The sequence below is a fragment of the Streptomyces sp. NPDC002853 genome (assembly GCF_053591915.1).
The window spans coordinates 293,293-317,115 of sequence record NZ_JBSFUS010000008.1 but is presented as its reverse complement, the minus strand read 5'-3'; the positions used below and the strand labels follow the sequence as shown (position 1 = coordinate 317,115).

Annotated in this window: 21 protein-coding genes; 5 read left to right on the top strand and 16 right to left on the bottom strand. The window is 71.3% G+C overall.

Translation table 11 applies throughout. From position 1 onward, the window contains the following. Window positions 1-64: 64 nt before the first annotated feature. The 7 genes from pheT to infC form a co-directional block, all read right to left on the bottom strand. Complete coding sequence (pheT, locus tag ACWD02_RS23490; RefSeq protein WP_451214105.1) at window positions 65-2,575, bottom strand: phenylalanine--tRNA ligase subunit beta; 2,511 nt, start codon at window positions 2,573-2,575, stop codon at window positions 65-67. After that, window positions 2,575-3,705, bottom strand: a complete 1,131-nt coding sequence (gene pheS / locus ACWD02_RS23485) for a phenylalanine--tRNA ligase subunit alpha (protein WP_451214102.1) — start codon at window positions 3,703-3,705, stop codon at window positions 2,575-2,577. Before pheS ends, pheT begins: the two co-directional genes overlap by 1 nt. A gap of 148 nt (window positions 3,706-3,853) precedes the next feature. Then, entirely contained in the window at window positions 3,854-4,996 is a 1,143-nt protein-coding gene (locus tag ACWD02_RS23480; protein WP_451214099.1) for an ATP-binding protein, read from the bottom strand. A 55-nt stretch (window positions 4,997-5,051) separates the two neighbouring features. Beyond that, window positions 5,052-5,897 (bottom strand): TrmH family RNA methyltransferase, encoded by an 846-nt coding sequence (locus ACWD02_RS23475; protein WP_451214096.1) that lies wholly within the window; start codon window positions 5,895-5,897, stop codon window positions 5,052-5,054. Between the two features lie 175 nt (window positions 5,898-6,072). Beyond that, window positions 6,073-6,456, bottom strand: a complete 384-nt coding sequence (gene rplT, locus ACWD02_RS23470; protein ID WP_003970214.1) for a 50S ribosomal protein L20 — start codon at window positions 6,454-6,456, stop codon at window positions 6,073-6,075. 94 nt (window positions 6,457-6,550) lie between these two features. After that, window positions 6,551-6,745, bottom strand: coding sequence for a 50S ribosomal protein L35 (gene rpmI, locus ACWD02_RS23465; RefSeq protein WP_135330421.1), 195 nt, complete (start codon window positions 6,743-6,745; stop codon window positions 6,551-6,553). A 105-nt stretch (window positions 6,746-6,850) separates the two neighbouring features. Continuing rightward, the gene (gene infC / locus ACWD02_RS23460) at window positions 6,851-7,537 is read right to left on the bottom strand and encodes a translation initiation factor IF-3 (protein WP_365821141.1); all 687 of its coding nucleotides are present in this window, start codon (window positions 7,535-7,537) and stop codon (window positions 6,851-6,853) included. A 400-nt stretch (window positions 7,538-7,937) separates the two neighbouring features. On the opposite strand from infC, the gene ACWD02_RS23455 reads away from it, so the two are divergent. Further along, window positions 7,938-8,324, top strand: a complete 387-nt coding sequence (locus ACWD02_RS23455) for a DUF1844 domain-containing protein (RefSeq protein WP_451214093.1) — start codon at window positions 7,938-7,940, stop codon at window positions 8,322-8,324. A gap of 4 nt (window positions 8,325-8,328) precedes the next feature. Here the strand turns inward: ACWD02_RS23455 and ACWD02_RS23450 are convergent, their stop codons facing one another. The 3 genes from ACWD02_RS23450 to ACWD02_RS23440 are packed head-to-tail and all read right to left on the bottom strand — an operon-like array spanning window position 8,329 to window position 11,919. Then, the gene (locus ACWD02_RS23450) at window positions 8,329-9,063 is read right to left on the bottom strand and encodes an SseB family protein (protein WP_451214090.1); all 735 of its coding nucleotides are present in this window, start codon (window positions 9,061-9,063) and stop codon (window positions 8,329-8,331) included. Between the two features lie 31 nt (window positions 9,064-9,094). Next, a complete protein-coding gene (mycP, locus tag ACWD02_RS23445) occupies window positions 9,095-10,264 on the bottom strand; it encodes a type VII secretion-associated serine protease mycosin (protein WP_451214088.1) in 1,170 nt (389 codons plus the stop codon). After that, window positions 10,261-11,919 carry a hypothetical protein gene (locus tag ACWD02_RS23440; protein ID WP_451214085.1) on the bottom strand — a complete coding sequence of 553 codons (1,659 nt, stop codon included), beginning with the start codon at window positions 11,917-11,919 and terminating at the stop codon, window positions 10,261-10,263. The genes mycP and ACWD02_RS23440 overlap by 4 nt, the downstream gene beginning before the upstream one ends. Window positions 11,920-12,057: 138 nt before the next feature. On the opposite strand from ACWD02_RS23440, the gene ACWD02_RS23435 reads away from it, so the two are divergent. Continuing rightward, a complete protein-coding gene (locus ACWD02_RS23435) occupies window positions 12,058-13,260 on the top strand; it encodes an amino acid deaminase/aldolase (RefSeq protein WP_451214082.1) in 1,203 nt (400 codons plus the stop codon). A gap of 13 nt (window positions 13,261-13,273) precedes the next feature. On the opposite strand, the gene ACWD02_RS23430 is transcribed toward ACWD02_RS23435, so the two are convergent. The 6 genes from ACWD02_RS23430 to ACWD02_RS23405 all read right to left on the bottom strand — a co-directional run bounded on the left by ACWD02_RS23430 (window position 13,274) and on the right by ACWD02_RS23405 (window position 20,559). Then, window positions 13,274-14,242: a DUF2510 domain-containing protein gene (locus ACWD02_RS23430; RefSeq protein ID WP_451214079.1), complete on the bottom strand. Its 969-nt coding sequence runs from the start codon at window positions 14,240-14,242 to the stop codon at window positions 13,274-13,276. Between the two features lie 37 nt (window positions 14,243-14,279). Then, on the bottom strand, window positions 14,280-15,575 hold the full coding sequence (locus tag ACWD02_RS23425; protein WP_451214076.1) for a haloacid dehalogenase-like hydrolase: 1,296 nt from the start codon (window positions 15,573-15,575) through the stop codon (window positions 14,280-14,282). A gap of 34 nt (window positions 15,576-15,609) precedes the next feature. Continuing rightward, entirely contained in the window at window positions 15,610-16,938 is a 1,329-nt protein-coding gene (locus tag ACWD02_RS23420) for a haloacid dehalogenase-like hydrolase (protein ID WP_451214073.1), read from the bottom strand. Window positions 16,939-17,025: 87 nt separating this feature from the next. After that, the gene (locus ACWD02_RS23415) at window positions 17,026-17,808 is read right to left on the bottom strand and encodes a 3-oxoacyl-ACP reductase (RefSeq protein WP_451214070.1); all 783 of its coding nucleotides are present in this window, start codon (window positions 17,806-17,808) and stop codon (window positions 17,026-17,028) included. A 17-nt stretch (window positions 17,809-17,825) separates the two neighbouring features. Further along, on the bottom strand, window positions 17,826-19,187 hold the full coding sequence (locus ACWD02_RS23410) for an aldehyde dehydrogenase family protein (RefSeq protein ID WP_451214067.1): 1,362 nt from the start codon (window positions 19,185-19,187) through the stop codon (window positions 17,826-17,828). A gap of 7 nt (window positions 19,188-19,194) precedes the next feature. Beyond that, on the bottom strand, window positions 19,195-20,559 hold the full coding sequence (locus ACWD02_RS23405; protein ID WP_451214064.1) for a glutamine synthetase family protein: 1,365 nt from the start codon (window positions 20,557-20,559) through the stop codon (window positions 19,195-19,197). Between the two features lie 77 nt (window positions 20,560-20,636). Between ACWD02_RS23405 and ACWD02_RS23400 the strand changes: the two genes are divergently transcribed. The 3 genes from ACWD02_RS23400 (at window position 20,637) to ACWD02_RS23390 (ending at window position 23,748) form a co-directional block, all read left to right on the top strand. Then, window positions 20,637-21,407 carry a FadR/GntR family transcriptional regulator gene (locus ACWD02_RS23400; RefSeq protein WP_451214061.1) on the top strand — a complete coding sequence of 257 codons (771 nt, stop codon included), beginning with the start codon at window positions 20,637-20,639 and terminating at the stop codon, window positions 21,405-21,407. Window positions 21,408-21,564: 157 nt separating this feature from the next. Further along, the gene (gene eat / locus ACWD02_RS23395) at window positions 21,565-23,013 is read left to right on the top strand and encodes an ethanolamine permease (protein WP_451214058.1); all 1,449 of its coding nucleotides are present in this window, start codon (window positions 21,565-21,567) and stop codon (window positions 23,011-23,013) included. A 39-nt stretch (window positions 23,014-23,052) separates the two neighbouring features. After that, a complete protein-coding gene (locus tag ACWD02_RS23390) occupies window positions 23,053-23,748 on the top strand; it encodes a gamma-glutamyl-gamma-aminobutyrate hydrolase family protein (RefSeq protein WP_451214055.1) in 696 nt (231 codons plus the stop codon). The last annotated feature ends 75 nt before the right edge of the window (window positions 23,749-23,823 follow it).

Genomic DNA, 23,823 nt, shown 5'->3' with positions numbered 1-23,823 from the left:
CCGGAGACCCGGATACGCCCTTCTTTGCGCCCCTTGTGCGCCTGGCGGCGACTACTGGCGGTGACTACGCTCCGCGCAGCACGGCGCCGGTCCGCTCGGTCGCCAGGGCGACGGCCGCATCCCGGGCCGCGGAGGCCTCGTCGACGGTCAGCGTGCGGTCGGCCGCGCGGAAGCGCAGCGCGTACGCCAGGGACTTCTTGCCCTCGCCGATCTGCTCGCCCTCGAAGACGTCGAACAGCCGGATGGACTCGAGGAGTTCACCCGCGCCCTCGCGCAGCACCTTCTCCACGTCGGCGGCGGGCACACCCCCGTCGACGACGAGCGCGACGTCCTGCGTGGCGACCGGGAAGGTGGAGATCTTCGGGCCCTGCGGGACGCCGGTGCTCGCCTCCTCCAGACGGTCCAGGTCGAGCTCCATCGCGCAGGTGCGCGCGGGCAGACCGAGCGCCTTGACGACGCGCGGGTGCAGCTCTCCCGCGTGCCCGATGACCCGCTCCGCTCCGTCGATCACGACGGCGAGCTCGGCGCACCGGCCGGGGTGCCACGGCCCGTACTGGCCCTGGCGCACCAGCAGTTCGGTGCCCGACTCGGCGGCCAGGACGCGGGCGGCCTGGATGGCGTCGGCCCACTCGGACGGCCGGCCCTTGCCCCACCAGCCGGCCTGCTCACGGGCGCCCGCGAGCACCACGGCGGCGTGCCGCGGCTGTACGGGGAGCGCCTCGGTCAGGGAGGCGATCTCCTCGTCCGTGGGACGGCGGTCGACGGGCAGCCGGACCGCGACGCGGGCTTCGTCACGGGGCTGGAAGACCAGGCCCGTCTCGAAGAGCGCCAGGTCGTGGCTGCCGCGGCCTTCGTTGCGGCGCAGCGCGCCGAGCAGGCCCGGCAGCAGCGTCGTACGAAGAGCGGGCTCCTCGTCGGAGAGCGGGTTGGCCAGCTTCACGACCCGGCGCTTGGGATCGCCGGGCTCGAGGCCCAGCTGGTCGAAGACCTGCTCGCCGATGAAGGGGTAGTTCGGCGCCTCGACGAAGCCGCTGCCGGCAAGGGCGCGGCCGACGCGGCGGTGCAGCCGCTGCCGTCCGGTCAGGCCGCGGCCCGCGGGGGGCTTGGGCAGCGTCGAGGGGAGGTTCTCGTACCCCTCGAGGCGGATGACCTCTTCGGCGAGGTCGTTCGGCTCGGCGAGGTCGGGACGCCAGGAGGGCACGGTGACGGTCAGGGCGTCCTGGCCGTAGACGTCACAGCCGACCTCCTGGAGGCGGCGCACGACGGTCTCACGGCCGTACTCCACGCCGGCCACCTTGTCCGGGTGATCGGCGGGCATCGCGATCGTGTGCGGCGCGGACGGCGCGATGACCTCGGTGACGCCGGCCTCGGCGGTGCCACCGGCGAGCAGCACGAGGAGATCCACCGTGCGCTGCGCGGCGGCGGACGCGGCCTGCGGGTCCACGCCGCGCTCGAAGCGCTTGGCCGCCTCCGAGGGCAGCTTGTGGCGCCGGGCCGTGCGGGCGATGGAGATCGCGTCGAAGTGCGCGGCCTCGATGACGACGTCGGTGGTACCGGCGCTCTCCTCGTGATCCGCGATCTCGGTGTTGGCGCCGCCCATGACGCCCGCGAGGCCGATCGGGCCACGGTCGTCGGTGATGACCAGGTCCTCGGCGTCGAGGACGCGCTTGGCGCCGTCGAGCGTCGTGAACTTCTCGCCCTGCTCGGCACGGCGCACACCGATCGTGCCCTGGATGCGGGAGCGGTCGTACGCGTGCAGCGGCTGGCCGAGCTCCAGCATCACGTAGTTCGTGATGTCGACGGCGAGCGAGATCGGGCGCATGCCCGCCTTCTGCAGGCGGCGCTGCAGCCAGATCGGCGAGCGGGCCTCGGGCTTCAGGCCCGTGACCGTGCGCGCGGTGAAGCGGTCGCAGCCCATCGGGTCGGAGATCTTGACCGGGTAGCCGGAGGCGTTCGGCGCGGGCACGTCGAGGAGAGCCGGGTCGCGCAGCGGCAGGCCGTACGCGATGGCGGCCTCGCGGGCGACGCCGCGCATCGAGAGCGCGTAGCCGCGGTCGGGCGTGACGGCGATGTCCAGGACCTCGTCGACCAGTTCGAGCAGCTTGATCGCGTCGGTTCCGGCCTCGTGCTCGGGCGGAAGGACGATGATGCCGCCGCTTCCGTCGTCGCCCATGCCCAGCTCGTCGCCGGAGCAGATCATGCCGTGCGACGTCTTGCCGTACGTCTTGCGCGCGGCGATCTTGAAGTCGCCGGGCAGGATGGCGCCCGGCAGCACGACGACGACCTTGTCGCCGACGGCGAAGTTCCGTGCGCCGCAGACGATCTCCTGCGGCTCGCCCGTGCCGTTGGCCTGGCCGACGTCGACCGTGCAGAAGCGGATGGGCTTCTTGAAGCCCTCAAGCTCCTCGATGGTGAGGACCTTGCCGACGACGAGCGGCCCGGTGAGGCCGGCGCCCGTCTGCTCGACGGTCTCGACCTCGAGGCCGACCTCGATCAGCTTGGCCTGTACGTCACGGCCGGTCTCGGTGGCGGGGAGATCGACGTACTCCCGCAGCCAGGAAAGCGGGACCCGCATCAGATCTCCATCCCGAAGGGCCGGGTGAACCGGACGTCACCCTCGACCATGTCTCGCATGTCTTCGACGTTGTGGCGGAACATCAGCATCCGTTCGATGCCGAACCCGAAGGCGAATCCGCTGTACTTCTGGGGGTCGACGCCGCAGGCGGTGAGCACCTTCGGGTTGACCATGCCGCAGCCGCCCAGCTCGATCCAGCCCTCGCTGCCGCAGGTGCGGCAGGGGCGGTCGGGGTTGCCCACGGACTCGCCACGGCAGACGTAGCAGACCATGTCCATCTCGGCGGACGGCTCGGTGAACGGGAAGTAGTTCGGGCGCAGGCGGGTCTTCATGTCCGCGCCGAAGAGCGACTGGACCATGTGGTCCAGAGTGCCCTTGAGGTCGGCCATGGTCAGGCCCTCGTCCACGGCGAGCAGCTCGATCTGGTGGAAGACCGGGGTGTGCGTCGCGTCCAGCTCGTCCGTGCGGTACACGCGGCCGGGGCAGACGATGTAGACGGGCGGCTCGCGGCGCTCGAGAAGCGCGCGGGCCTGCACGGGCGAGGTGTGCGTGCGCAGCACGACACCCGACTCGTCGCCATCCGTCCCCTTGGGGCCCTGGACGAAGAAGGTGTCCTGCATCTGCCGGGCCGGGTGGTCCGGGGTGAAGTTCAGGGCGTCGAAGTTGAACCACTCCGCCTCGACCTCGGGGCCCTCCGCGATCTCGTAGCCCATCGCGACGAAGACGTCCGCGACGCGCTCCATGAACGTGGTCAGCGGGTGCCTCGCACCGGCCGGGACGCGGTCGTACGGCAGCGTGACGTCCACTGCCTCCTCGACGAGCACCCGGGCGTCGCGCTCGGCCTCGAGTTCGGTCTGGCGGGCGGCGAGCGCCTTGCTGACCGCGCCGCGCGCCATGCCGACGCGCTTGCCGGCCTCGGCCTTGGCCTGCGGGGGCAGCGCGCCGATCTCGCGGTTGGCGAGGGACAGCGGCGAGGTGCCGCCGGTGTGCGCGACCTTGGCCTCCTGGAGCTTTTCGAGGTCGCCGGCGGCGGCGAAGGCGGCGAGCGCCTCGTCCCGCATGCGCTCGATCTCTTCAGGTTTCAGTGCCTCGACCTCAACAGGGTCGTACGACTTGTTCGGTGCCGACATCTCTTCCCGTGCTTCCGGTTGGCTGGTGATGGTCCCCGTCTACGACTCGGAGACGAATCGTCCACAGATCAGGGACGCAAACGTGCCAAGGATCGAGTCTAACGGGGGTGACGCGGGTGAATGAGCCCGCGGGCGGTGCTCGGGCGGATCAGAGGAGATACGCCGGAGTGCCCACGGGCAACGTAAATCGGAACTGGGCGCCGCCGCCGGGCGCGCGGCCGACGGTGATCGTCCCGCCGTGCGCTTCCACGATGCCCTTCACGATGTACAAGCCCAGTCCCGTCCCGCCACGCTTGCTGCCCCGCCAGAAGCGGGTGAAGACGCGGCCCATCGATTCCTCCGGAATGCCGGTTCCCTCGTCGCTCACCGTCACGGCGGTCTCGGACCCGCCCCGCTCGCGCGGGGACGACGAAGGTGCCACGTCGATGGTGACGGTTCCCTCGCCGTGCCGCACGGCATTTTCCAGCAGGTTGCTGAGCACCTGGTCGATCTTGTCGGGGTCGGCCCAGCAGTCGGGCAGCGGCTGCTGGATGCGGACGAGGAAGCGTTCCGCGTCCTGTCCGGAGGCGACGTGGGCCTGGATGTGGCGTCCCACGGCGGCTGCGACGTCGACGGGCTGACGGCGCAGTTCGAGCCGTCCGGAGTCGATGCGGGAGATGTCGAGGAGCTCGGCGATGAGCCGCGTGACGCGGTTGGCGTCGGCGTCCACCGTCTCCAGCATCAGCTTCTTCTGGTCGTCGGTGAAGCGCTCCCATTTGGCGAGCAGCGTCGCGGTGAAGCCCTTCACGGAGGTGAGGGGCGAGCGGAGCTCGTGGGCGACGGTGGCGATCAGCTCCGCGTGGCTGCGCTCGGTGCGGCGGCGGGCCTCGGTGTCGCGGATGCAGACGACGACACGGCGGACGGGGCCGGTGGGCGCGGTGCGCACGTAGCGCGCGGAGACGAGGACCTCACGCCCGCCGGGGAGCAGCAGATTGCGCTCGGGCTGGGCGAAGCGGGTGGCCAGGCCGCCGTACGGGTCGGTCAGCTGCCACCAGCGGCGGCCTTCGAGGTCCTCTAAAGGAAGAGCTCGGTCCAGCGGTGCGCCCAAGGCGTCGTCGGCGTCCACCGCGGTGATCCGTACGGCCGCGGCGTTGAAGCAGATGACGTGGCCCGTCTCGTCCGCGACCACGAGGCCGTCGGGAAGGTCGTCCGGGTCGACACCGAGGCCGCCGAGGTCACCGAGGGCGCCATGGTCCGCGCGAGTGGACAGGATGTCCTGTACTCCCGGTGATCTGCTCGTGCCGATGCTCATTCCCCGTACCCCACCTCTCGGACCGGCGCAGGAGGCCTCCGAGCCCGTCACCCTACTAGCTGGGAGTGACGGAACGGCACCCTCCAGCCGCACGCTGTGCACGGGCGGACGCATAGAGGCACACGGCCGCGGCCGTCGCGAGGTTGAGGCTTTCGGCTCTGCCGTGGATCGGAACGCGCACCACGGCGTCGGCGAGTGCGCGGGTCTCCTCCGGGAGCCCCCAGGCCTCGTTGCCGAAGACCCAGGCGGACGGCGTGCCCATGGTGCCCTTGTCGAGCTCGTCGTCGAGGTCGTCCTGGCCCGCTCCGTCGGCGGCGAGGATGCGTACGCCCGCGTCCTTCAGCCCCTGCACGGCCCGCTCGACGGGTACGCCGACGGCGACGGGCAGATGGAACAGCGAACCGACCGACGCACGCACGCACTTGGGGTTGTAGAGATCCACGGAGGCGTCCGTCAGGACGACGGCGTCGGCCCCCGCGGCGTCGGCGCACCGCAGTACGGTGCCGGCGTTCCCGGGGTCACGGACGTGCGCGAGGACGGCGACCAGCTTGGGCCTGGCGGCCAGGATGCTGTCGAAGGGGGTGTCCAGGAACCGGCAGACACCGACGAGCCCCTGCGGCGTCACGGTCGTGGAGATGTCGGCGATGACGTCCTCGTCCGCCAGATGCACCCGGGCACCGGCGGTCCGGGCCTCACCGACGATGTCGGCGTAGCGGTCGGCGGCCTCGACGGTGGCGAACAGCTCGACGAGGGTGTCGGCGTGCGCGGCGGCCTCCCGCACGGCCTGCGGTCCCTCGGCGAGAAACAGCCGCTCCTTCCCCCGGAAGTTCCGCTTGGCGAGCCGCCGCGCGGCACTGACACGGGACGACTTGGGAGAGATCAGCTCAGGGGCGGCAACCATCAATACTCACCTTGGGTGCAGCGCCCCCGAAAGGGGCGCGGGGAACTGCGCGACCAGCCACAAAAGACCCGCGGACGGCAGAGAACAGCAGAGGGCAGACGAGAGCCCCAACAGAATCGGACCCGCAAGCCGAAGGGCTCACGGGTCCGAACGTCACGCTGGGCCGGCGCAGGCGTCAGGCCGCCTTGGGGGCGTTGACGTCGCTCGGCAGCGCCTTCTGCGCAACCTCGACGAGCGCGGCGAACGCGTTCGCGTCGTTGACGGCCAGCTCCGCGAGGATCTTGCGGTCCACCTCGATGTTGGCGGCCTTCAGACCCTGGATGAGGCGGTTGTACGTCATGCCGTTCTGGCGGGCAGCGGCGTTGATGCGCTGGATCCACAGCTGACGGAAGTCGCCCTTGCGCTTCTTGCGGTCGTTGTAGTTGTAGACCAGGGAGTGGGTGACCTGCTCCTTGGCCTTGCGGTACAGGCGCGAACGCTGGCCGCGGTAGCCGCTGGCCGCTTCGAGGATCGCCCGACGCTTCTTGTGGGCGTTGACTGCCCGCTTGACGCGTGCCACTTGTTAACTCCTTGTAGCGGGGCCGTGGTTGGACTCACACGACCCGGTATCGATTGGGTCCCGGTCAGAGTTCAGGCGCGGTGTGCGCCCGGACTCACTTGCCGAGAAGCTTCTTGATCTTCTTGGCGTCGCCCGGGGCCATCTCGGCGTTGCCGGAGAGGCGACGCGTCAGACGGGACGACTTGTGCTCGAGCAGGTGGCGCTTGCCGGCGCGCTCGCGGAGCACCTTGCCGGAGCCGGTGATCTTGAAGCGCTTGCTGGCACCGCTGTGCGTCTTGTTCTTCGGCATAGCGCCGTTCTCTCCTCGTCAGTGGCACTCGGATGCCCGGTCGTGAAACCGGGCATCCGGGAACCGTATGTGTCAGTTGGCGATCCCCGGACTCGCGTCCTGGGATCAGGCCTCGGCGGGAGCCTCGGCCGGGGCCTCGGCAGGAGCTTCGGCGGCGGCCTCGGCAGGAGCCTCTGCGGGCTCCTCCCCCTCGGCGGAGTTCTGCGAGCGGCCCGGGTTGGCCTTCGCGTCCGCCTTGCGGACCGCCTGGGCCTCGCGAGCCTCGGCCATGGCTTCGGTCTTCTTCTTGTGCGGACCGAGGACCATGATCATGTTTCGGCCGTCCTGCTTCGGGTTCGACTCGATGAACCCGAGGTCTTCGACGTCGTTCGCGAGACGCTGCAGCAGTCGGTAGCCGAGTTCCGGCCTGGACTGCTCGCGACCACGGAACATGATCGTGATCTTGACCTTGTCGCCCTGCTTGAGGAACCGGACGACGTGACCCTTCTTGGTGTCATAGTCGTGCGGGTCGATCTTCGGCCGGAGCTTCATCTCCTTGATGACCGTGTGCGCCTGGTTCTTGCGCGCCTCACGGGCCTTCATGGCCGACTCGTACTTGAACTTCCCGTAGTCCATGAGCTTGCACACGGGCGGACGGGCGGTCGCCGCCACCTCGACCAGGTCGAGGTCGTACTCCTGTGCCAGCTCAAGGGCCTTGGCAAGCGGAACAATCCCGACCTGCTCGCCGCTGGGACCGACAAGTCGCACCTCGGGAACGCGAATCCGGTCGTTGATGCGGGGCTCGGCGCTGATGGATCCTCCTCGGTAGCACCACGCGGCGGTCTGGCGGACAGCCGCGTTACGTCTGTTATCTCGACCAACCGAGTGAGTACACAAAAAATGCCCCAACCGATCACAGGAAGGGGCTCCATTACTACCGGAGCACCTCCGCGATGATCGCGGGGCGCATCTCGGGCCTGCCGTAGTCTCGGGGACTGCGGCCGCCTGACCGGTGACCCGCCGCTCTGGGAGCGGCCAGGTGGGAAGCGGAGCCTCCACTTGTGGGCCGGGTCTCTGCGTGGCACGCGAGTGTCCGGCCGGTCGTTACACAAGGTTAGCAGCTCCGCGAGGGTGGGGCTAACCAACGGCGCCCACGGGCCGCCGCGGGCTCCCGCGGACCGCTCCGGGCGGGGCTCCGCTTATCGTGTGGGACATGAGCGACGCGACCCCCACCCCCGAGTCGGCCACCGGCCCGGCCTCCGACTCCCCCGACTTCGACACCCTGACCCGTGACATCGCGGACGTCCCCGCGGTCGAGGTGATCACCACGGTCGCCGTCCACCTGATGAGCGCGGCGGCCGTGAACCTCGGTCTCGCCGAGGGCGGCGAGGGCCACAAGGACCTCGACGAGGCCCGCAAGCTGATCCACTCGCTCGCCGGCCTGATGGACGCGAGCGCCACGGAGATCTCCTCGTTCCACGCGGCCCCGCTGCGCGACGGCCTGAAGTCGCTGCAGCTGGCCTTCCGCGAGGCGTCCGAGGTCCCGGACGAGCCGGGCCAGGGCCCGGGCGAGAAGTACACGGGCCCGGTCTTCGGCTGACCCCTCAGCCTTCGCGTACGTAGAAGGGCTCGCCCGGTGGCGTCGCCCCGGCCGGCAGCAGTGCCAGGTCGAGGCCGCTCACCAGGCGGGCCCTCAGTGTTTCGTCGGCCGCGATGTGCCCGGCGACGCGCTGGGCGGCTTCGGCGGGGTCCGCCGACGGGTCCAGGACGAGCGCGAGGGTGCCGTCCGCGGTGCCCGCGCCGAGGTAGGCGCGCAGGACGGCGGGCTCGGCGGCGACGGACGTCCGCACGGCAGCCGTGACGGCGGGATCGGAGAGCGGGTTCGCGGTGTGGCGGCCCTCGGAGAGGGCGATCAGGGCGGGCCGGTTGATCTCGTAGGCCACGGGCCCCGCGAGGTCGAGGATGATCGTGTCGGCCTGCTCGTGCGCGGCGGCCTGGAGCGCCTGGTGCAGGGGGACGGCGACGGGCCGGGCCTGCGGGTCCCACAGCGCGAGGGCCTCGGTCGACGTGAACGCCGGCAGGGCCTTGCGGTCGCCCGCCTTGAGGGTGGGCACCGCCATGTCGCTGGTCTTCTCGCGGCGCAGGCCGTTCTCGTCCTCCTCGACCTCGCCCAGTACGGCGACCACGGGGACCAGCAGCCGGGCGCCGGTGAGCGCCTCCAGGACCGGGCCGTGGGCCGTGCGGTCCTCGGCCCACGCGGTCAGGGCCGCGGTGAGCCGGGGGTCGGCGGAGCCGTCGTCGTCGGAGAAGCCGGGGTCCGGGATGTTCTTGTTCGCCACGGTCACGAGCCTATCGACCGCGGGCCCGGCCCTATCGGGCGGTGCCGGGGCGGGCTCCCCTGCGGCCGCGCCACAGATACACGGCCGCGCCCAGCAGGACGACGCCGAGGCCGCCCGCGACCGGGCCGACCCAGCCGGCGGGACCGTCGTCGCCCTGGTCCGTGTCCGGGCCGGGGCCGAAGTACTTCTTTGCGTACGTCGCCGACTTCAGCCCCTCGGGCTTCTTCTTGCCGCCCTCGGCGATCGCGGCCGCCGGGTCGATGAAGCCGAAGCCGCGTGAGTCGTCGCGGCCGCCGCTCGGCACGTCGCGGGCGGTGTCCTCCAGGAGCTGCTTGATCTGGGGCGGGGTCAGGCCGGGGTGGGCGGCGCGGATGAGGGCGACGGCGCCGGACACGAACGCCGATGCGGCGCTGGTGCCCCAGCCCTCGTAGTACTCCCGGTCGGGGTCGGCGATGACGATGTCCTTGCCGGGGGCGCTGACCGTTGCGTACCAGCGGCGGGTGGAGAAGGAGGCGCGGTCGCCGCTCTCGTCGACGGCGGTGGCGGCGATGACGCCGGGGTAGGCCGCGGGGTACGAGATGTGGTCGCCGCGCTCGCCGCCGTTGCCCGCCGACGCGACGACGACGATGCCTTTCTTCAGGGCGTACTGGACGGCGGCGTCCTCGGCGGGCTCCGGGTGCGCGGACTTGGAGTCGTCGCCCAGGGAGAGGTTGATGACGTCGGCGCCGTGATCGGCGGCCCAGCGGATGCCGTCGGCGAGGGCGTTGCCCCGGGTGTTGCGGGCCTTCGAGCGGTCGGGGTCCCCGTCCTCGAGGATCACGCGGATGGGCAGGATCTTCGCCTCCGGCGCGATGCCGACCACGCCGTCCTCGCGGCCCGCGCCGTGTCCGTGGCCCGCGATGATGCCGGCCATGGCGGTGCCGTGCCGGGCCCAGGGGCGGTCGCCCTTCTTGGCCCCGAAGCCGACCATGTCCTTCCCTTCGAGGACGGCGCCTGCCAGGTCGGGGTGGTCGCCGTCTATGCCGGTGTCCAGGACCGCGACGGTGATGCCCTTGCCCTTGGTCGTCTGCCAGGCCTGGCTGGTGTGCATGGCGTCGAGGGCCCACTGCTGGGCTCGTATGCCGTCGTCCGCGTGGGCGGTGGTGGGCAGGAGGGCGAGCGAGGCGGCCAGGGCGGCGACGACCGGACGGCGGATTCTCATGAGGACTCCTCCGTGGCCGCGATGGTCTTGCGCAGGCGCCGCTCCACGCGGTCGGCGATGCCCCGCGCCTCCTGCCCGAGGCCCGACTGGGCGGGGGCGGAGGTGGCGGAGGTCTTCATGGCCTCGTCGGCGGGCTCGGGTTCGGTGACCGTGCGGCCGTCGGCGAAGCCGGAGACGGAGAAGGCGACGACGGGGGCGTCCGGGAGCACGGAGACGGTCCAGGAAGCGCGCTGGGCGTCGCCGAAGTCCGCGGCCGGGGTGCCCTTGGCGGCGTACGGCCGTGGCATCAGGTCAGGGCGCCGGTCGAGGCCCTCCTCCGTGAAGCGGGTGCGCAGCGAGCGCATCGCGTCGGCGTCCGCCTTGGTGAACAGCAGGCCCACGGTGGTGACATGGCTGCGGGTCGCGTCCGTGTACGTGGCGCGCAGCAGCCGGAGGCAGCCCGCGGGGGCCAGGGCCTTGCGCAGGAGCGGGTCGAAGGCGCTCTTGCAGTGCGAGTCGGGGGCCACGGCGACGCGGGTCCAGGTGCGGTCGGCTCCGCCGGGGCCGGCGCCCTCTCCCTTGATGGTGACCGGGAAGAGCTGGTCGACGGGGACGCTGTGCCAGAGTTCGCCCGCCGCGGCGTAGGTGTTGCGCGTGGTGGCCGTTCCCTCGGAGCCCCCGGTCAGCCAACTCCCGGTCGCCGCGCCACCGATGAGGCCGAGGCCGAGCACGACGCAGGCAGCGGCGGCGGTCACGCGGGGCTGCGCCCAGGTGCGGACCGGACGCAGCCGCGTGGTGCTGTCGTCGTACAGCGCGGGCCGGGCGAACGACACGAAGGGCCGCCCCGCTCCGGGGCCGGGCGTCAGATCGACGGCACCGACCGCGCGGCGGGCGGCGGCCGTTCGGGGGGAGGGAGTGGGTGGGGGTGGGGGTGGGGATATGGGTTCTGAGGTGTGGGGATGTGTGGGGGCGGGCGGGGCCACGGGGCTCCTTGCCTCGCGGGCGGACGGGGGCGCCGAAGGGGGTGATGCGGCGGCTGGATCCGCGGGGCCGGCCACGGGTTCGCCTGCCGGTCGCGGCGGTTGCCCGGGTATGCCCGCCGTCGCCGCGTCCGGCGGGGGCACCGGAGGCATCGGTGGACGGAGCCGGTACTCCACGGTGTGCCGCGCCTCCCCCGTGTCTGGGGCGCTGACGCGCGGTGGGGCGGCAGGGGGTGGCGGGGTCTTGGCGGGGTCCGGGGCAGGGTCGGCGGTGTGCGGGGGTGTTCGTGTCGTCGCCGACGGCGGCGGTGCGTCGGGGAAGCGTGCCGACGCGGGCGGCGGGGGCGGGGAGTGCTGTGCCTCAGCCTCGTCGGCGCCCCGCTGCGCCACATCAGGAGCGTCGTCGGGGCTGTCCGCGCCGTGCAGGTTGTCCGGATCATCCATGTCGCCCGCGGTCCGCGCGTCGTCCGGCGCCGCCGACGGCCGCGGCAACCGCACCCGGTCGAAGGGCGCGAGCAGGTCTCCGAGAAGGGAGTCCTGGTCGTCGTCGGACGGCTCGGGATCCGCCGGGGGCGGGCTCGCGTCGGGGAAGCGGGCCGAAGGAGCGGGCGGCGGCGTCGACGGGGGCGGGCCCGGCGGCGGGGGTGGAGTCGTGGGACGTGGCGGGACTGGGGCCCGTCGCGCTTCCGTGCTCATGCACCCCCCGTTTCCTCGCTCTTCTGCGCGTAACTCTAAGGGCAGATTCCGGTCGTGCGGGAACCAGTCCGGGGCCCCGGGCGATCTGCCCGGATCATCCCCCTACCCTCGGGTAATCCCGTCTGGCAGGCTTCGGCCATGACCTCCCGTGCAGCAGACCGGGCCCGCTACGACCGGGCCACCGCACACCTCGACGCCCCCGTCGCGATCGTCGACCTGGAGGCATTCGACGCCAATGCCGACGACCTCGTGCGCCGGGCCGGCGGCAAGCCGATCCGGGTCGCGAGCAAGTCCGTGCGCTGCCGGGCGCTGCTCGAACGCGTCCTGGCCCGCGACGGCTTCGCCGGGGTCATGTCCTTCACGCTCGCCGAGTCGCTGTGGCTCGCGCGGTCCGGGTTCGACGACGTCCTGCTCGCCTACCCGACGGCCGACCGGGCCGCCTTCGCCGAGCTCGCCGCCGACCCGAAGCTCGCTTCCTCGGTGACCGTGATGATCGACGACCCCGCGCAGCTGCGGCTCATCGACGAGGCCAGGGACGGCGGACGGGAAGAGGTGCGGGTCTGCCTGGAGTTGGACACCTCCTACAAGATCCTCGGCGGGCGGGTGCGGATCGGTGCGCTGCGCTCGCCCCTGCACTCGCCCGCCCAAGTCGCTGCGCTGGCCCGCGCCGTGGTCCGCCGGCCGGGCTTCAGGCTCGTGGGCGTGATGGCGTACGAGGGCCATGTGGCGGGGGTCGGTGACGCGATCGCCGGCCGTCCCGCGCGCTCGCGGGCGATCCGGCTGATGCAGGCCGCGGCCCGCAAGGAGCTGGCGGCGCGCCGCGCCGAGGCGATCCGCGCGGTGCGCTCGGTCGCGCCGGACCTGGAGTTCGTCAACGGCGGCGGCACGGGCAGCGTGCAGCACACCGCGGCCGAGCGGGCGGTGACCGAGATCGCGGCGGGCTCGGGCCTTTACCTGCCGCGGCTCTTCGACAACTACACGTCGTTCAGCGGACGTCCGGCCGCGCTCTTCGCCCAGCCCGTCGTGCGCCGTCCCGGCGTGGGCACCGTGACCGTGCTCGGCGGCGGCTACCCCGCGTCGGGTGCGGCGGGCGCCGACCGCTCCCCGGTGCCGTATCTCCCGGAGGGGCTGCGCTACGACCCGCAGGAGGGCGCGGGCGAGGTGCAGACCCCGCTGCTGGGCGGGCCCGCCGACGATCTGCGACTCGGCGACAAGGTGTGGTTCCGGCACGCCAAGGCCGGGGAGATGTGCGAGCGGTTCGACGCACTGCACCTGGTCGAGGGCGACCGCGTGACGGCGACCGTCCCGACGTATCGCGGGGAAGGCCACACGTTCCTGTAGCGCGCGGGACCCCTCAGGGCGTCGCGCCCACACTGTTGCCCACGCCGCCGCTCGTCGCCGAATCGCCGACCGCCCGGATGCCCTTGGTGATCTCGTCCATGTCGGAGAGGGGCGGCGCCCCGGTGCCGGCATCGATCGCGAAGCGGACGATCACCATCGCCTCGGATCCGACGCTGGAGGGGAAGGCGAGCGACTGGACGTATCCGCCGGAGCCCTTCTCCGTGTGGACGCGCCAGCGCACGAGGTAGCCGGAGCGGCCCGCGACCGCCACGGTCCCCTCCTTGACCTTCTGATGCCGGACGATCCCGCCGAACGGCTCCATGCCGACCTTGTCCTCGTCGTACGCCCGGTCGGCCGCGTCCTTGACGTCCCCGAGCGCGAGCGCCTTGGGCGAGCGTTCGTCGGTCGCCGTCGACGTGCGCGAGTACACCGTGCCGTGGCGGCAGAGGCTGCCCTCGCCCGGGCAGTCGTAGACGTCCGGGGTGCGGACGGTCGGGTCGCCCCCGACGGTGCTGTCGGCCTTCTCCCAGCCGTCGGGGACGGGGATCGTGATGCCGTTGAGCTGGTCGACGAGGGTGGAGGGGTCGGGGTCCGGCGCCGAGGTGGTCGGCGAGGGCGAGGTCGGCGACGGCGGGTCCGCCGGCTCCGACGCGCCCGGTAGGGGCCCTTCGGCCTGCGGGTCGCCTCCGTCGTCCTCGCCCAGGAGCACCACGCCGGTGACGATCGACGCGACAAGGACGACCCCGGCGGTGGTCAGCGCCACCACCTTGGCCCGGCCGCCTCCGGCACTGGTGCCCGCGAGCGGCTGGACCTGGGTCTGTGGCTGCGGCGGGCCGAACCCCGGCTGCGCCGGGCCCATGGGGGGCGTCTCGGACGCACGCCGGTGCTCGGTCCACGCCGACCCGTCCCACCAGCGCTCGACGTGCTGCGTCGGCGGCGCCGACGGGTCGGAGTACCAGCCGGGAGGGGGCGACATGCTCATCCCGGCACTCTAGGACGTGCCGTGAAGATCAGGACAGTCAGTACACCGCGTCCGCCTGATCGGGCACCACCGAGCCGTCCTCGCGCAGGACCGGACCCTTGCTTCCGTCGGGCACGTTGTACGCGGCCGTCGAGCACGGGTAGGGGTCGGGCTTCTGTTTCATGGGCTCGATGAACATGGGGTTCACGACCCAGCGGCCGTCGGCGTTGTCGTACGCACGGCACATGAACTCGTTCTTGTTGCGGTTCAGGACGAGGTGGGCGCCCGTGGCGTCGCCGACGAAGGTGACGTCCGTGTCGGCGTCACCGCCGCCGAGCGCGATGCGGTGGGACGGATCCTGCCGGTCCCAGGCCGACTTGCCCTTGACGCCGAAGATCTCCTGGTTGATCCAGCAGCGCTTGCCGTCGATGTAGGGGATGGCCGCGCCCTTGTTCACCGGTACGTCGCCGCAGCCCTGGTTCCAGGTGGTGATGCGCCCCTTGCGGTCGAGGACGGAACGGATGGCGATGGTGTGCTTCCGGTCGATCCCGACGCCCTTGGACCAGACCTCGGTCACCGGTTCCGAACCGGCGGAGACGATATAGACGTCGAACCCGGCCTGCTTGAGCGTGCGAATGAGGTCACGCTGCTGGTCGTAGTAGCGGGCGTAGCCGGGGATCTCGTGCGTGCCGACTGTCTGGGTGGCGCCCACGGGGGCGGCGAGCACCTGCTTGCGGGCCTTCGCGGCGTACGACTCGAGTTCGGGGACGGTGTGTCCCGCGAAGAGCTGGGGCACCCAGGCGTACTGCGGGACGGTGTGCCGGTGGTCCCACTCCCCCGCGAAGGCGGCGGCGCCGCTCATCGTCCTGCCGTCCTCGCGGACCTCGAAGATCTCGTCGGCGCAGTCGGTGTCGGTGGAGGTGGGCAGCGGCTTGCCGACCGGCACCTTGGTGCCGCAGGCCTTGGTGAGCGCCTGGTCGGCCTCGTCCGTCATCCACTTGCTGGTGGACTTCCAGGAGGCGGGGCGCAGGATCTTGTCGTGGTGGAGGGACCAGGCGATCGTCGCGTCGGTGATGTCGTTCTTGACGACGGTGTTGTCCCAGTCGAAGGCGGCGACGGGACGCTTCTCGTCGTGGCCCCGGTGGGAGCCGCAGCGTCCGCGCTCGTCGATCATCTGCTGGAGCCGGTCGCGGTTGTCGCCGAACCAGGTCAGCTTCTTGGACAGCTGCGGGCAATGGGCCTTCGCAGCAGGGGAGTTCGCGGGCGTGGCGGCGGCCGCGGGGAGCGACGCGGGCACGGCGGCCAGAGTGGCGGCCGTGGCCAACGTCAACGCCAAGGCATGTCTGTTGCGCATGCGCATGGACCGTACATCAATCTCCCGGGCCAGGTCAGGCCCCGTGCACCGTGTCCTTCTGGTCGGGGATGACGGACCCGTCGGAGCGGCGCACGGGGCCCTGATCGCCGTTCCGTTCGGTGTAGCCGGTGCTGGCGCACGGGTACGGCTGCGCCGACTTGCCCTTGGGCTGGATGAACATGGGGTTCACCAGCCAGCGGCCGTCGCCGTTGTCGTAGGCGCGGCACATCACCTCGTTCTTGTTGCGGTTCAGGACGAGGCGCAGGGCCGTGGCATCACGCAGGAAGGAGATGTCGGTGTCGGAGTCTCCGGCCGCGAACACCTGGCGCCGGGAGGCCGGTTGCACCTTCTCGGCGGCCGCTCCCCGGACCCCGTAGATCTCCTGGTTGATCCAGCAGCGCTTGCCGTCGATGTACGTGATCATCGAGTCGTCGCCGTCCTTGACGGTGCCGCACCCTTTCAGATGGGCCGTCAGCTTCCCGTGTGCGGCGACGTTGCGGATGCCGATGGTGTGCCGGGCGTCGACGCCGACGCCCTTGGCCCAGACCTCGGCGACCGGCTCGGGCGAAGCGGAGACCACGTAGACGTCGAATCCGGCCTTCTTGAGCGTACGGATCAGGTCGCGCTGCTGGTCGTAGTAGCGGACCCAGCCGGTGAACTTGCCCGTGCCCACGCGCTGTTCGGTGCCGACGGGCGCGGCGAGGTTCTCCTTCCGGGCAGCGGCGGCGAAGTCCTTGACCTGCTGGGTGGACCAGCCGCGGGTGAGCTGGGCGAGCCAGGCGTACTGGGGTTCCATGCGGCGGTGGTCGAAGCCGGCGAAGGCCGCGTCGCCGGCGGTGGTGGTGCCCTCGCTGTAGACGGCGGCGATCTCGTCGGCGCAGTCCGTGTCGCGGCGCGTGGGGAGGGTGGCGCCGGTGGCGGGGCAGGCCTTGGCGAGGGCCTTGGCGGCGGGGTCGGTGAGGTAGCGGCTGGTGGTGTGCCAGTCGGCGTTCCTCGGCGTACGTATCTTGCTGTTGCGCAGGAGCCAGAACATGGTGGCGTCGCCGACGTCGTTCTTGATGACCGTGTTGTCCCAGTCGAAGGTGGCGACGGGCTTGGCTGCGCCCTTATGGCCCTGGTGGCTGTTGTGGCCCTGGTGGCCCTTGTTCCCGCCGTCGCCGCAGCGGCCGTACGCGTCGATCATCCGCTGGAGCCGCGCCTTGTTCTCGCCGTACCACCCCTTGGAGACCGTGAGCGAGGGGCATTTCTTCGGCTGGGACCGCACCGGCTGAGTGGCTTCCGCGGTGGCCTGGACGGTGACGAGACCGGCTCCGGCGACGGCGATCACTGCTGCTGCCGCGGCGGCGCGGCGCTTGAAGTTCACGAACACACTCCCGTGTTTACGCAGGTCAGCCGGGCGTCGTGCGACGCCCGGCTGACGGGGTGGTTGCTGGAGGATGAACTACGCGCACTACATGGGCGTGACGTACGCGCCCGAGATGCCGCCGTCGACCAGGAAGTCGGTGGCGTTCACGAAGGAGGAGTCGTCGCTGGCCAGGAACGCCACGGCGGCGGCGAGCTCGTCGGCCTCGGCGAAGCGGCCCACGGGGATGTGGACGAGGCGGCGCGCGGCCCGCTCGGGGTCCTTGGCGAAGAGCTCCTGGAGGAGCGGGGTGTTGACCGGGCCCGGGCACAGCGCGTTCACGCGGATGCCTTCGCGGGCGAACTGAACGCCGAGCTCGCGGGACATGGCGAGGACGCCGCCCTTGGAGGCCGTGTACGAGATCTGCGACGTCGCGGCGCCCATCTTCGCCACGAAGGAGGCGGTGTTGATGATCGAGCCCTTGCCCTGGCGCCGCATGTAGGGGATGGCGGCCTTGCAGCACAGGTAGACGGAGGTGAGGTTGACCTCCTGGACGCGCTTCCATGCCTCCAGGCCGGTGTCCAGGATGGAGTCGTCGTCGGGCGGCGAGATGCCCGCGTTGTTGAAGGCGATGTCGACGGAGCCATAGGTGTCGTACGCGGTCTTGAAGAGCGCCTCGACCTGCTCGGCATCGGTCACGTCGACCTTGACGAAGGTCCCGCCCACCTCGTCGGCCGCGGCCTTGCCCGCCCTCTCGTCGATGTCGCCGCAGACGACATGCGCACCCTCGGACGCGAGGCGGCGCGCGGTGGCGAGGCCGATGCCGCTGCCGGCGCCGGTGATGACGGCGGTGCGGCCCACCAGGCGGCGGCAGATGTTCTGGTCTGACATCTGGTCTGACATAGGGCTCAGGCCTCCGTGCTTTCCGTGCTGATGAAGACGTTCTTGGTTTCCGTGAAGGCGGCGAGCGCGTCCGGGCCGAGCTCACGGCCGAGCCCGGACTGCTTGTAACCCCCGAACGGGGTCCAATAGCGCACGCTGGAGTGCGAGTTGACGGACAGGTTCCCGGCCTGGACGGCTGCCGATACCCGCAGCGCACGGCCCACGTCACGCGTCCAGATGGAGCCGGAAAGGCCGTACTCGGTGGCGTTGGCGAGGCGGATCGCGTCGGCCTCGTCGTCGAAGGGGATGACCACGGCGACCGGGCCGAAGACCTCCTCCGTCGCCACCGGCGAGGTGGGGTCGACGTCGGTGAGGAGCGTCGGCGGGAACCAGAAGCCGGGGCCTTCGGGGGCCGTGCCGTGGATTCCGGCGCCGGAGGGGACGTACGAGCGCACGCGTTCCAGCTGGGACCTGGAGATCAGCGGGCCCATCTCGGTCTTCTCGTCCACCGGGTCACCGACGACGACCGACTCGATTGCGGGGCGCACGATCTCCAGAAAGCGGTCGTAGACCGAGCGCTGGACGAGGATGCGGGTGCGGGCGCAGCAGTCCTGGCCGGAGTTGTCGAGGTACGACATGGGGGTGGCGAGGGCGGCGGCCTCCACGTCCGCGTCGGCGAACACGATGTTCGGGCTCTTGCCGCCGAGTTCGAGCGTCACGCGCTTCACGCGATCGGCGCACTTTGCCATGATCTGCTTGCCGACACCGGTGGAGCCGGTGAACACGATCTTGGCGACGCCGGGGTGTTCGACCAGGGCGTTGCCCGCGACGCCGCCGACGCCGGGCAGCACCTGGAAGAGGCCTTCGGGGAGACCGGCCTCCAGGGCGAGTTCGGCGAGGCGCAGGGCGGTGAGCGGGGTCGTCTCGGCGGGCTTCAGGATGACCGCGTTGCCGGCCGCGAGCGCCGGGGCGGTGCCCCAGGCGGCGATCGGCATCGGGAAGTTCCAGGGCGCGATGACGCCGACGACCCCGAGGGGTTCGAGGAGCGTGACGTTCAGGCCGCCGGACACCGGGATCTGACGGCCGCTCAGCCGCTCGACTCCCCCTGCCGCGAAGTCCAGGAGGTCGCGGACGTTGCCCGCTTCCCAGCGGGCGTTGCCGATGACGTGACCGGCTTCGCGTACCTCCAACTGGGCCAGCTCTTCGAGGTGTTCGTCGACGACGACCGCGAAGCGGCGGAGCAGGCGGGCACGGTCGGCGGGGGCGGTGGTGGCCCACTTGACCTGCGCGGCGGCCGCACGCACTACAGCGGCGTCGACATCCTGCGCGGTGGCGGCGGGGACGGTCGCGACCAATTCCTCCGTCGCCGGATTCAATACCTTGAGCAAGGGTGCCTCACATGCGTTCGAAGGAGCGGCGGAGCTCCCAGTCGGTCACCGCGGAGTCGAAGGCGTCCAGCTCGACCCGGGCCATGTTGCTGTAGTGCGCGACCACCTCGTCGCCGAAGGCGGCCTTGGCGATGGCACTGTTCTCCCAGAGCTCGGCGGCCTCGCGCAGGGTGGTGGGAACGTGCGCGTAGTCACCGGTGTAGGCGTTGCCCGTGCACTCCTCGGGCAGTTCGAGCTTCTGCTCCATGCCGTGCAGACCGGCGGCCACGAGTCCGGCGACCGCGAGGTGCGGGTTGACGTCCCCGCCCGGCAGGCGGTTCTCGAAGCGCATCGAGCGGCCGTGGCCGACGACGCGCAGGGCGCAGGTGCGGTTGTCGTATCCCCAGGCGGCGGCGGTCGGCGCGAACGATCCCGGCCTGAACCGCTTGTACGAGTTGATGTTCGGCGCGTAGAGCAGGGAGAACTCCCTGAGCGCCGCGAGCTGCCCGGCCAGGAAGTGCCGCATGACGGGCGACATGCCGCCGGGTCCGTCGCCGGCCATGGCGTTGGTGCCGTCCGCGTCGGCGAGCGAGAGGTGGATGTGACAGGAGTTGCCCTCGGCCTCGTTGTACTTGGCCATGAAGGTGAGCGAGACACCTTCCTGGGACGCGATCTCCTTGGCGCCGGTCTTGTAGATGGCGTGCTGGTCGCAGGTGACGAGGGCGTCGTCGTAGCGGAACACGATCTCGTGCTGGCCGGGGTTGCACTCGCCCTTGGCCGACTCGACGACGAGCCCGGCGGCCGCCATCTCGTTGCGGATGCGGCGCAGGAGCGGCTCGATGCGGCCCGTGCCCAGCACCGAGTAGTCGATGTTGTACTGGTTGGCCGGGGTCAGGGCCTTGTAACCCGCGTCCCAGGCCTGCTCGTAGGTGTCCTTGAAGACGATGAACTCGAGCTCGGTGCCGACGTTGGCGGAGTAGCCGAGCTCGGCGAGCCGGTCGAGCTGGCGGCGCAGGATCTGGCGCGGCGCGGCCACGACGGGCGAGGAGTCGTTCCAGGCGAGGTCCGCGACGAGCATCGCGGTGCCTTCGTTCCAGGGGACGCGGCGCAGGGTGCTGAGGTCGGGGTGCATGGCGAAGTCGCCGTAGCCGCGGTCCCAGGAGGACATCGCGTAGCCCTCGACGGTGTTCATCTCCGCGTCGACGGCCAGGAGGTAGTTGCAGCCCTCCGTGCCGTGCTCCAGGACGTCGTCGAGGAAGAAGCGGGCGGCGAACCGCTTGCCCTGGAGCCGCCCTTGCATATCGGGGAAGGCCAGGACGACAGTGTCGATCTCGCCGCTCGTGACGAGAGCACGCAGCTCCTCGATCCCGAGCGGGGGTGTGCGGTCTGCCACGGGAAAAGCCTCCTTGGGTCAGCCGAGAGCCATAAGGTATTGCCGAGAACCATTGATTGGGAAGGGGGTACGGCCAGATGTCGCACACGGATGCGGGCGCGGCCGCCGATGCGGGCCCCGACGGCTCCGCCGCGCCCGCCGACGACCGGCTCACACCGGTCCTTCGCCCCGTACGGGCAGGCAACGGCTTCGAGGAGGCCCTGGAACAGATCCTCCAGGTCGTACGCCTCGGCCTGGTGCCCGGCGGCGAACGCCTGCCGTCCGAGCGGGAGTTGGCCGACCGCCTCGGCATCAGCCGGGTCACGTTGCGCGAGGTCCTCAAGGTGCTCCAGGACCAGGGCCTCGTCGAGTCGCGGCGGGGCAGGTACGGCGGCACCTTCGTGCGTCCGCGCCCCGAGGCGGCCGGCGAGGACGAGCTGCGGCGGCGGGTGGCGGATGTCGACGTCGAGGACGCGCTGCGGTTCCGCGAGGTCCTCGAGGTCGGCGCGGCAGGGCTCTGCGCGGCGCACGGGCTGAGCGAGGAGCAGCGGGAGCGGCTGCGCGCGGCGCTCGCACAGACGCACGAGGCACCCCTCTCCGAGTACCGCCGCCTGGACACGCTGCTGCACCTGACGCTCGCCGAGCTGTGCGGCTCCCCCTCGCTCACCGCGCAGTACGCGGCGGTCCGCGCGACCGTCAACGACCTCCTGGACTGCATCCCGCTCCTGGTCCGGAACCTGGAGCATTCGCAGCGCCAGCACACCGCCCTGGTGGAGGCCGTGCTCGACGGGGACGCGGACGGGGCGCGGGAGATGATGCGCGAGCACTGCGCCGGTACGGCCGCCTTGCTGCGGGGCTTCCTGACATAAGGGGCGGGGTGGGGGGCGATTAACGGCGACGTAACGCAGGGGTCTTGATTTCTCGCGGGTCGCACGGCAAAGGTATGGATCCGTTCCATTGAGTCACCCCGTTGCAGTGCCACCTCGTTGCAGCGCCGCCGCCGCGCAGTCGCATAGGAGCCGTGCCATGACCGTGGAGTCCCCCAGGACGAACAGCACCGCCGAACCGGCGGACGACTATCTGGAACGGAGAACGCTGCGCCGGGGCAGCGCGGGCTGGCTGCTGCTCACCGGCCTCGGTGTCGCGTACGTGGTGTCCGGCGACTACTCGGGCTGGAACTTCGGCCTGGCGGAGGGCGGATTCGGCGGCCTCGGGATCGCCATGGCGCTGATGGGCGTCATGTACGCCTGCATGGTGTTCTCACTGGCGGAACTGTCGTCGGTCCTGCCGACGGCGGGCGGCGGCTACGGCTTCGCGCGCCGGGCGCTCGGCCCGTGGGGAGGCTTCCTCACCGGCACGGCGATCCTCATCGAGTACATCCTGGCGCCCGCCGCGATCTCCATCTTCATCGGCGACTACGTCGAGTCGCTCGGCCTCTTCGGACTCACCTCCGGCTGGCCGGTGTACCTGGCCTGCTTCGTGATCTTCATCGGCATCCACCTGTGGGGGGTCGGCGAGGCGCTGCGGTTCAGTTTCGTCGTCACGGGCATCGCGGTGGCGGCGCTGCTCGTCTTCGCGGTCGGCGCGTTCATGGACTTCGACGCGTCGAAGCTGAACGACATCCCCGTGGAGGCGGACGCGTTCGGCTCCAACTCCTGGCTGCCGATGGGATTGCTGGGCATCTGGGCGGCGTTCCCCTTCGGCATGTGGTTCTTCCTCGGAGTGGAAGGCGTCCCGCTGGCGGCGGAGGAGACGAAGGACCCCGCGCGTACGTTGCCGCGCGCGATCCGCTGGTCGATGGCCATCCTCATCGTGCTCGCACTCCTCACGTTCTTCGCTTCGGCGGGCGCGCGCGGCGCGAACGCGATCCAGGAGGCGGGCAATCCGCTGGTGGAGGCGTTGCAGCCGGGCGGCGACGCGACGGTACTGAGCCGGATCGTGAACTACGCGGGTCTGGCGGGCCTGGTGGCATCCTTCTTCTCGCTGATCTACGCGGGCTCGCGCCAGCTGTTCGCCCTGTCCAGGGCGGGCTACCTGCCGAGGTTCCTGTCGCTCACGAGCAGCCGCAAGGCCCCCTACCTGGGCCTCCTGGTCCCCGGGGCGATCGGCTTCGGCCTGGCCGCGGCGACCGGGGACGGCGCGCGGATGCTGAACGTGGCGGTGTTCGGCGCGACCATCTCGTACGCCCTGATGTCGCTCTCGCACATCGTGCTGCGCCGCAGGGAGCCGGGTCTTGAGCGGCCGTACCGCACGCCGGGCGGCATGCTGACGTCGTCGGTGGCGCTGGTCCTCGCCTGCTCGGCGCTGGTCGCGACGTTCCTGGTGGACGTGACGGCGGCGCTGATCGCGCTCGCGGTATACGTGGTGGCGATCGCCTACTTCGGCCTCTACAGCCGCAAGCGGCTCGTGGCGCGGGCGCCCGAGGAGGAGTTCGCGGCGCTGGCCGCCGCGGAGGCGGAACTGCAACGCGACTGAGCATGAACGCGAGCGCGACTGAGCATGAGGGAGACGAGGGTGAGCGAGACCGCCGGCAGGCCGCTGATCGGTGTCAGCACGTACCTGGAGGCGAAGGCGAGGTGGGGCGTGTGGGAGCTGCCCGCGGCCCTGCTCCCCGCCGGCTACCAGGGGCTGGTGCAGGCGACGGGCGGACTCATCGCCATGCTTCCGCCGGATGATCCTTCGTACGCCGATGCTGTGGTCGCCAGGCTGGACGGCGTGGTCATCGCGGGTGGCCCCGATGTCGACCCGTCGTGTTACGGCTCGGAGCGTGAGGAGCGTACGGGCCCGCCCGCGCCGGAGCGGGACGCGTGGGAACTCGCGCTGATCGGGGCGGCGTTGGCGTCCGGGACGCCGCTGCTGGGCATCTGCCGGGGGATGCAGCTCCTGAACGTGGCCCTTGGCGGGACGCTGGTGCAGCATCTGGACGGTCACGTGGAGAGGGTGGGCGTCTTCGGCACGCATGAGGTCAAGCCGGTGCCGGGCACGCTCTACGCGTCCATCGCGCCGGCCGCGACGGACGTCCCCACGTACCACCACCAGGCGGTGGACCGCCTGGGCCGCGATCTGATCGCGTCGGCCCACGCGGAGGACGGCACGGTGGAGGCGGTGGAACTGCCGTCCGCGGACTGGGTACTGGGGGTGCAGTGGCACCCGGAGATGGGCGCGGATCTCCGGGTGATGTCGGCGTTGGTGGGAGCGGCGGGAAGGTAGGTGCGTGGAGCCTCGGAGGCACGGTTCCGGGGGCACGCCCTCCGGCGGGCGGGATACGCCCTCCGGCAGGGCACG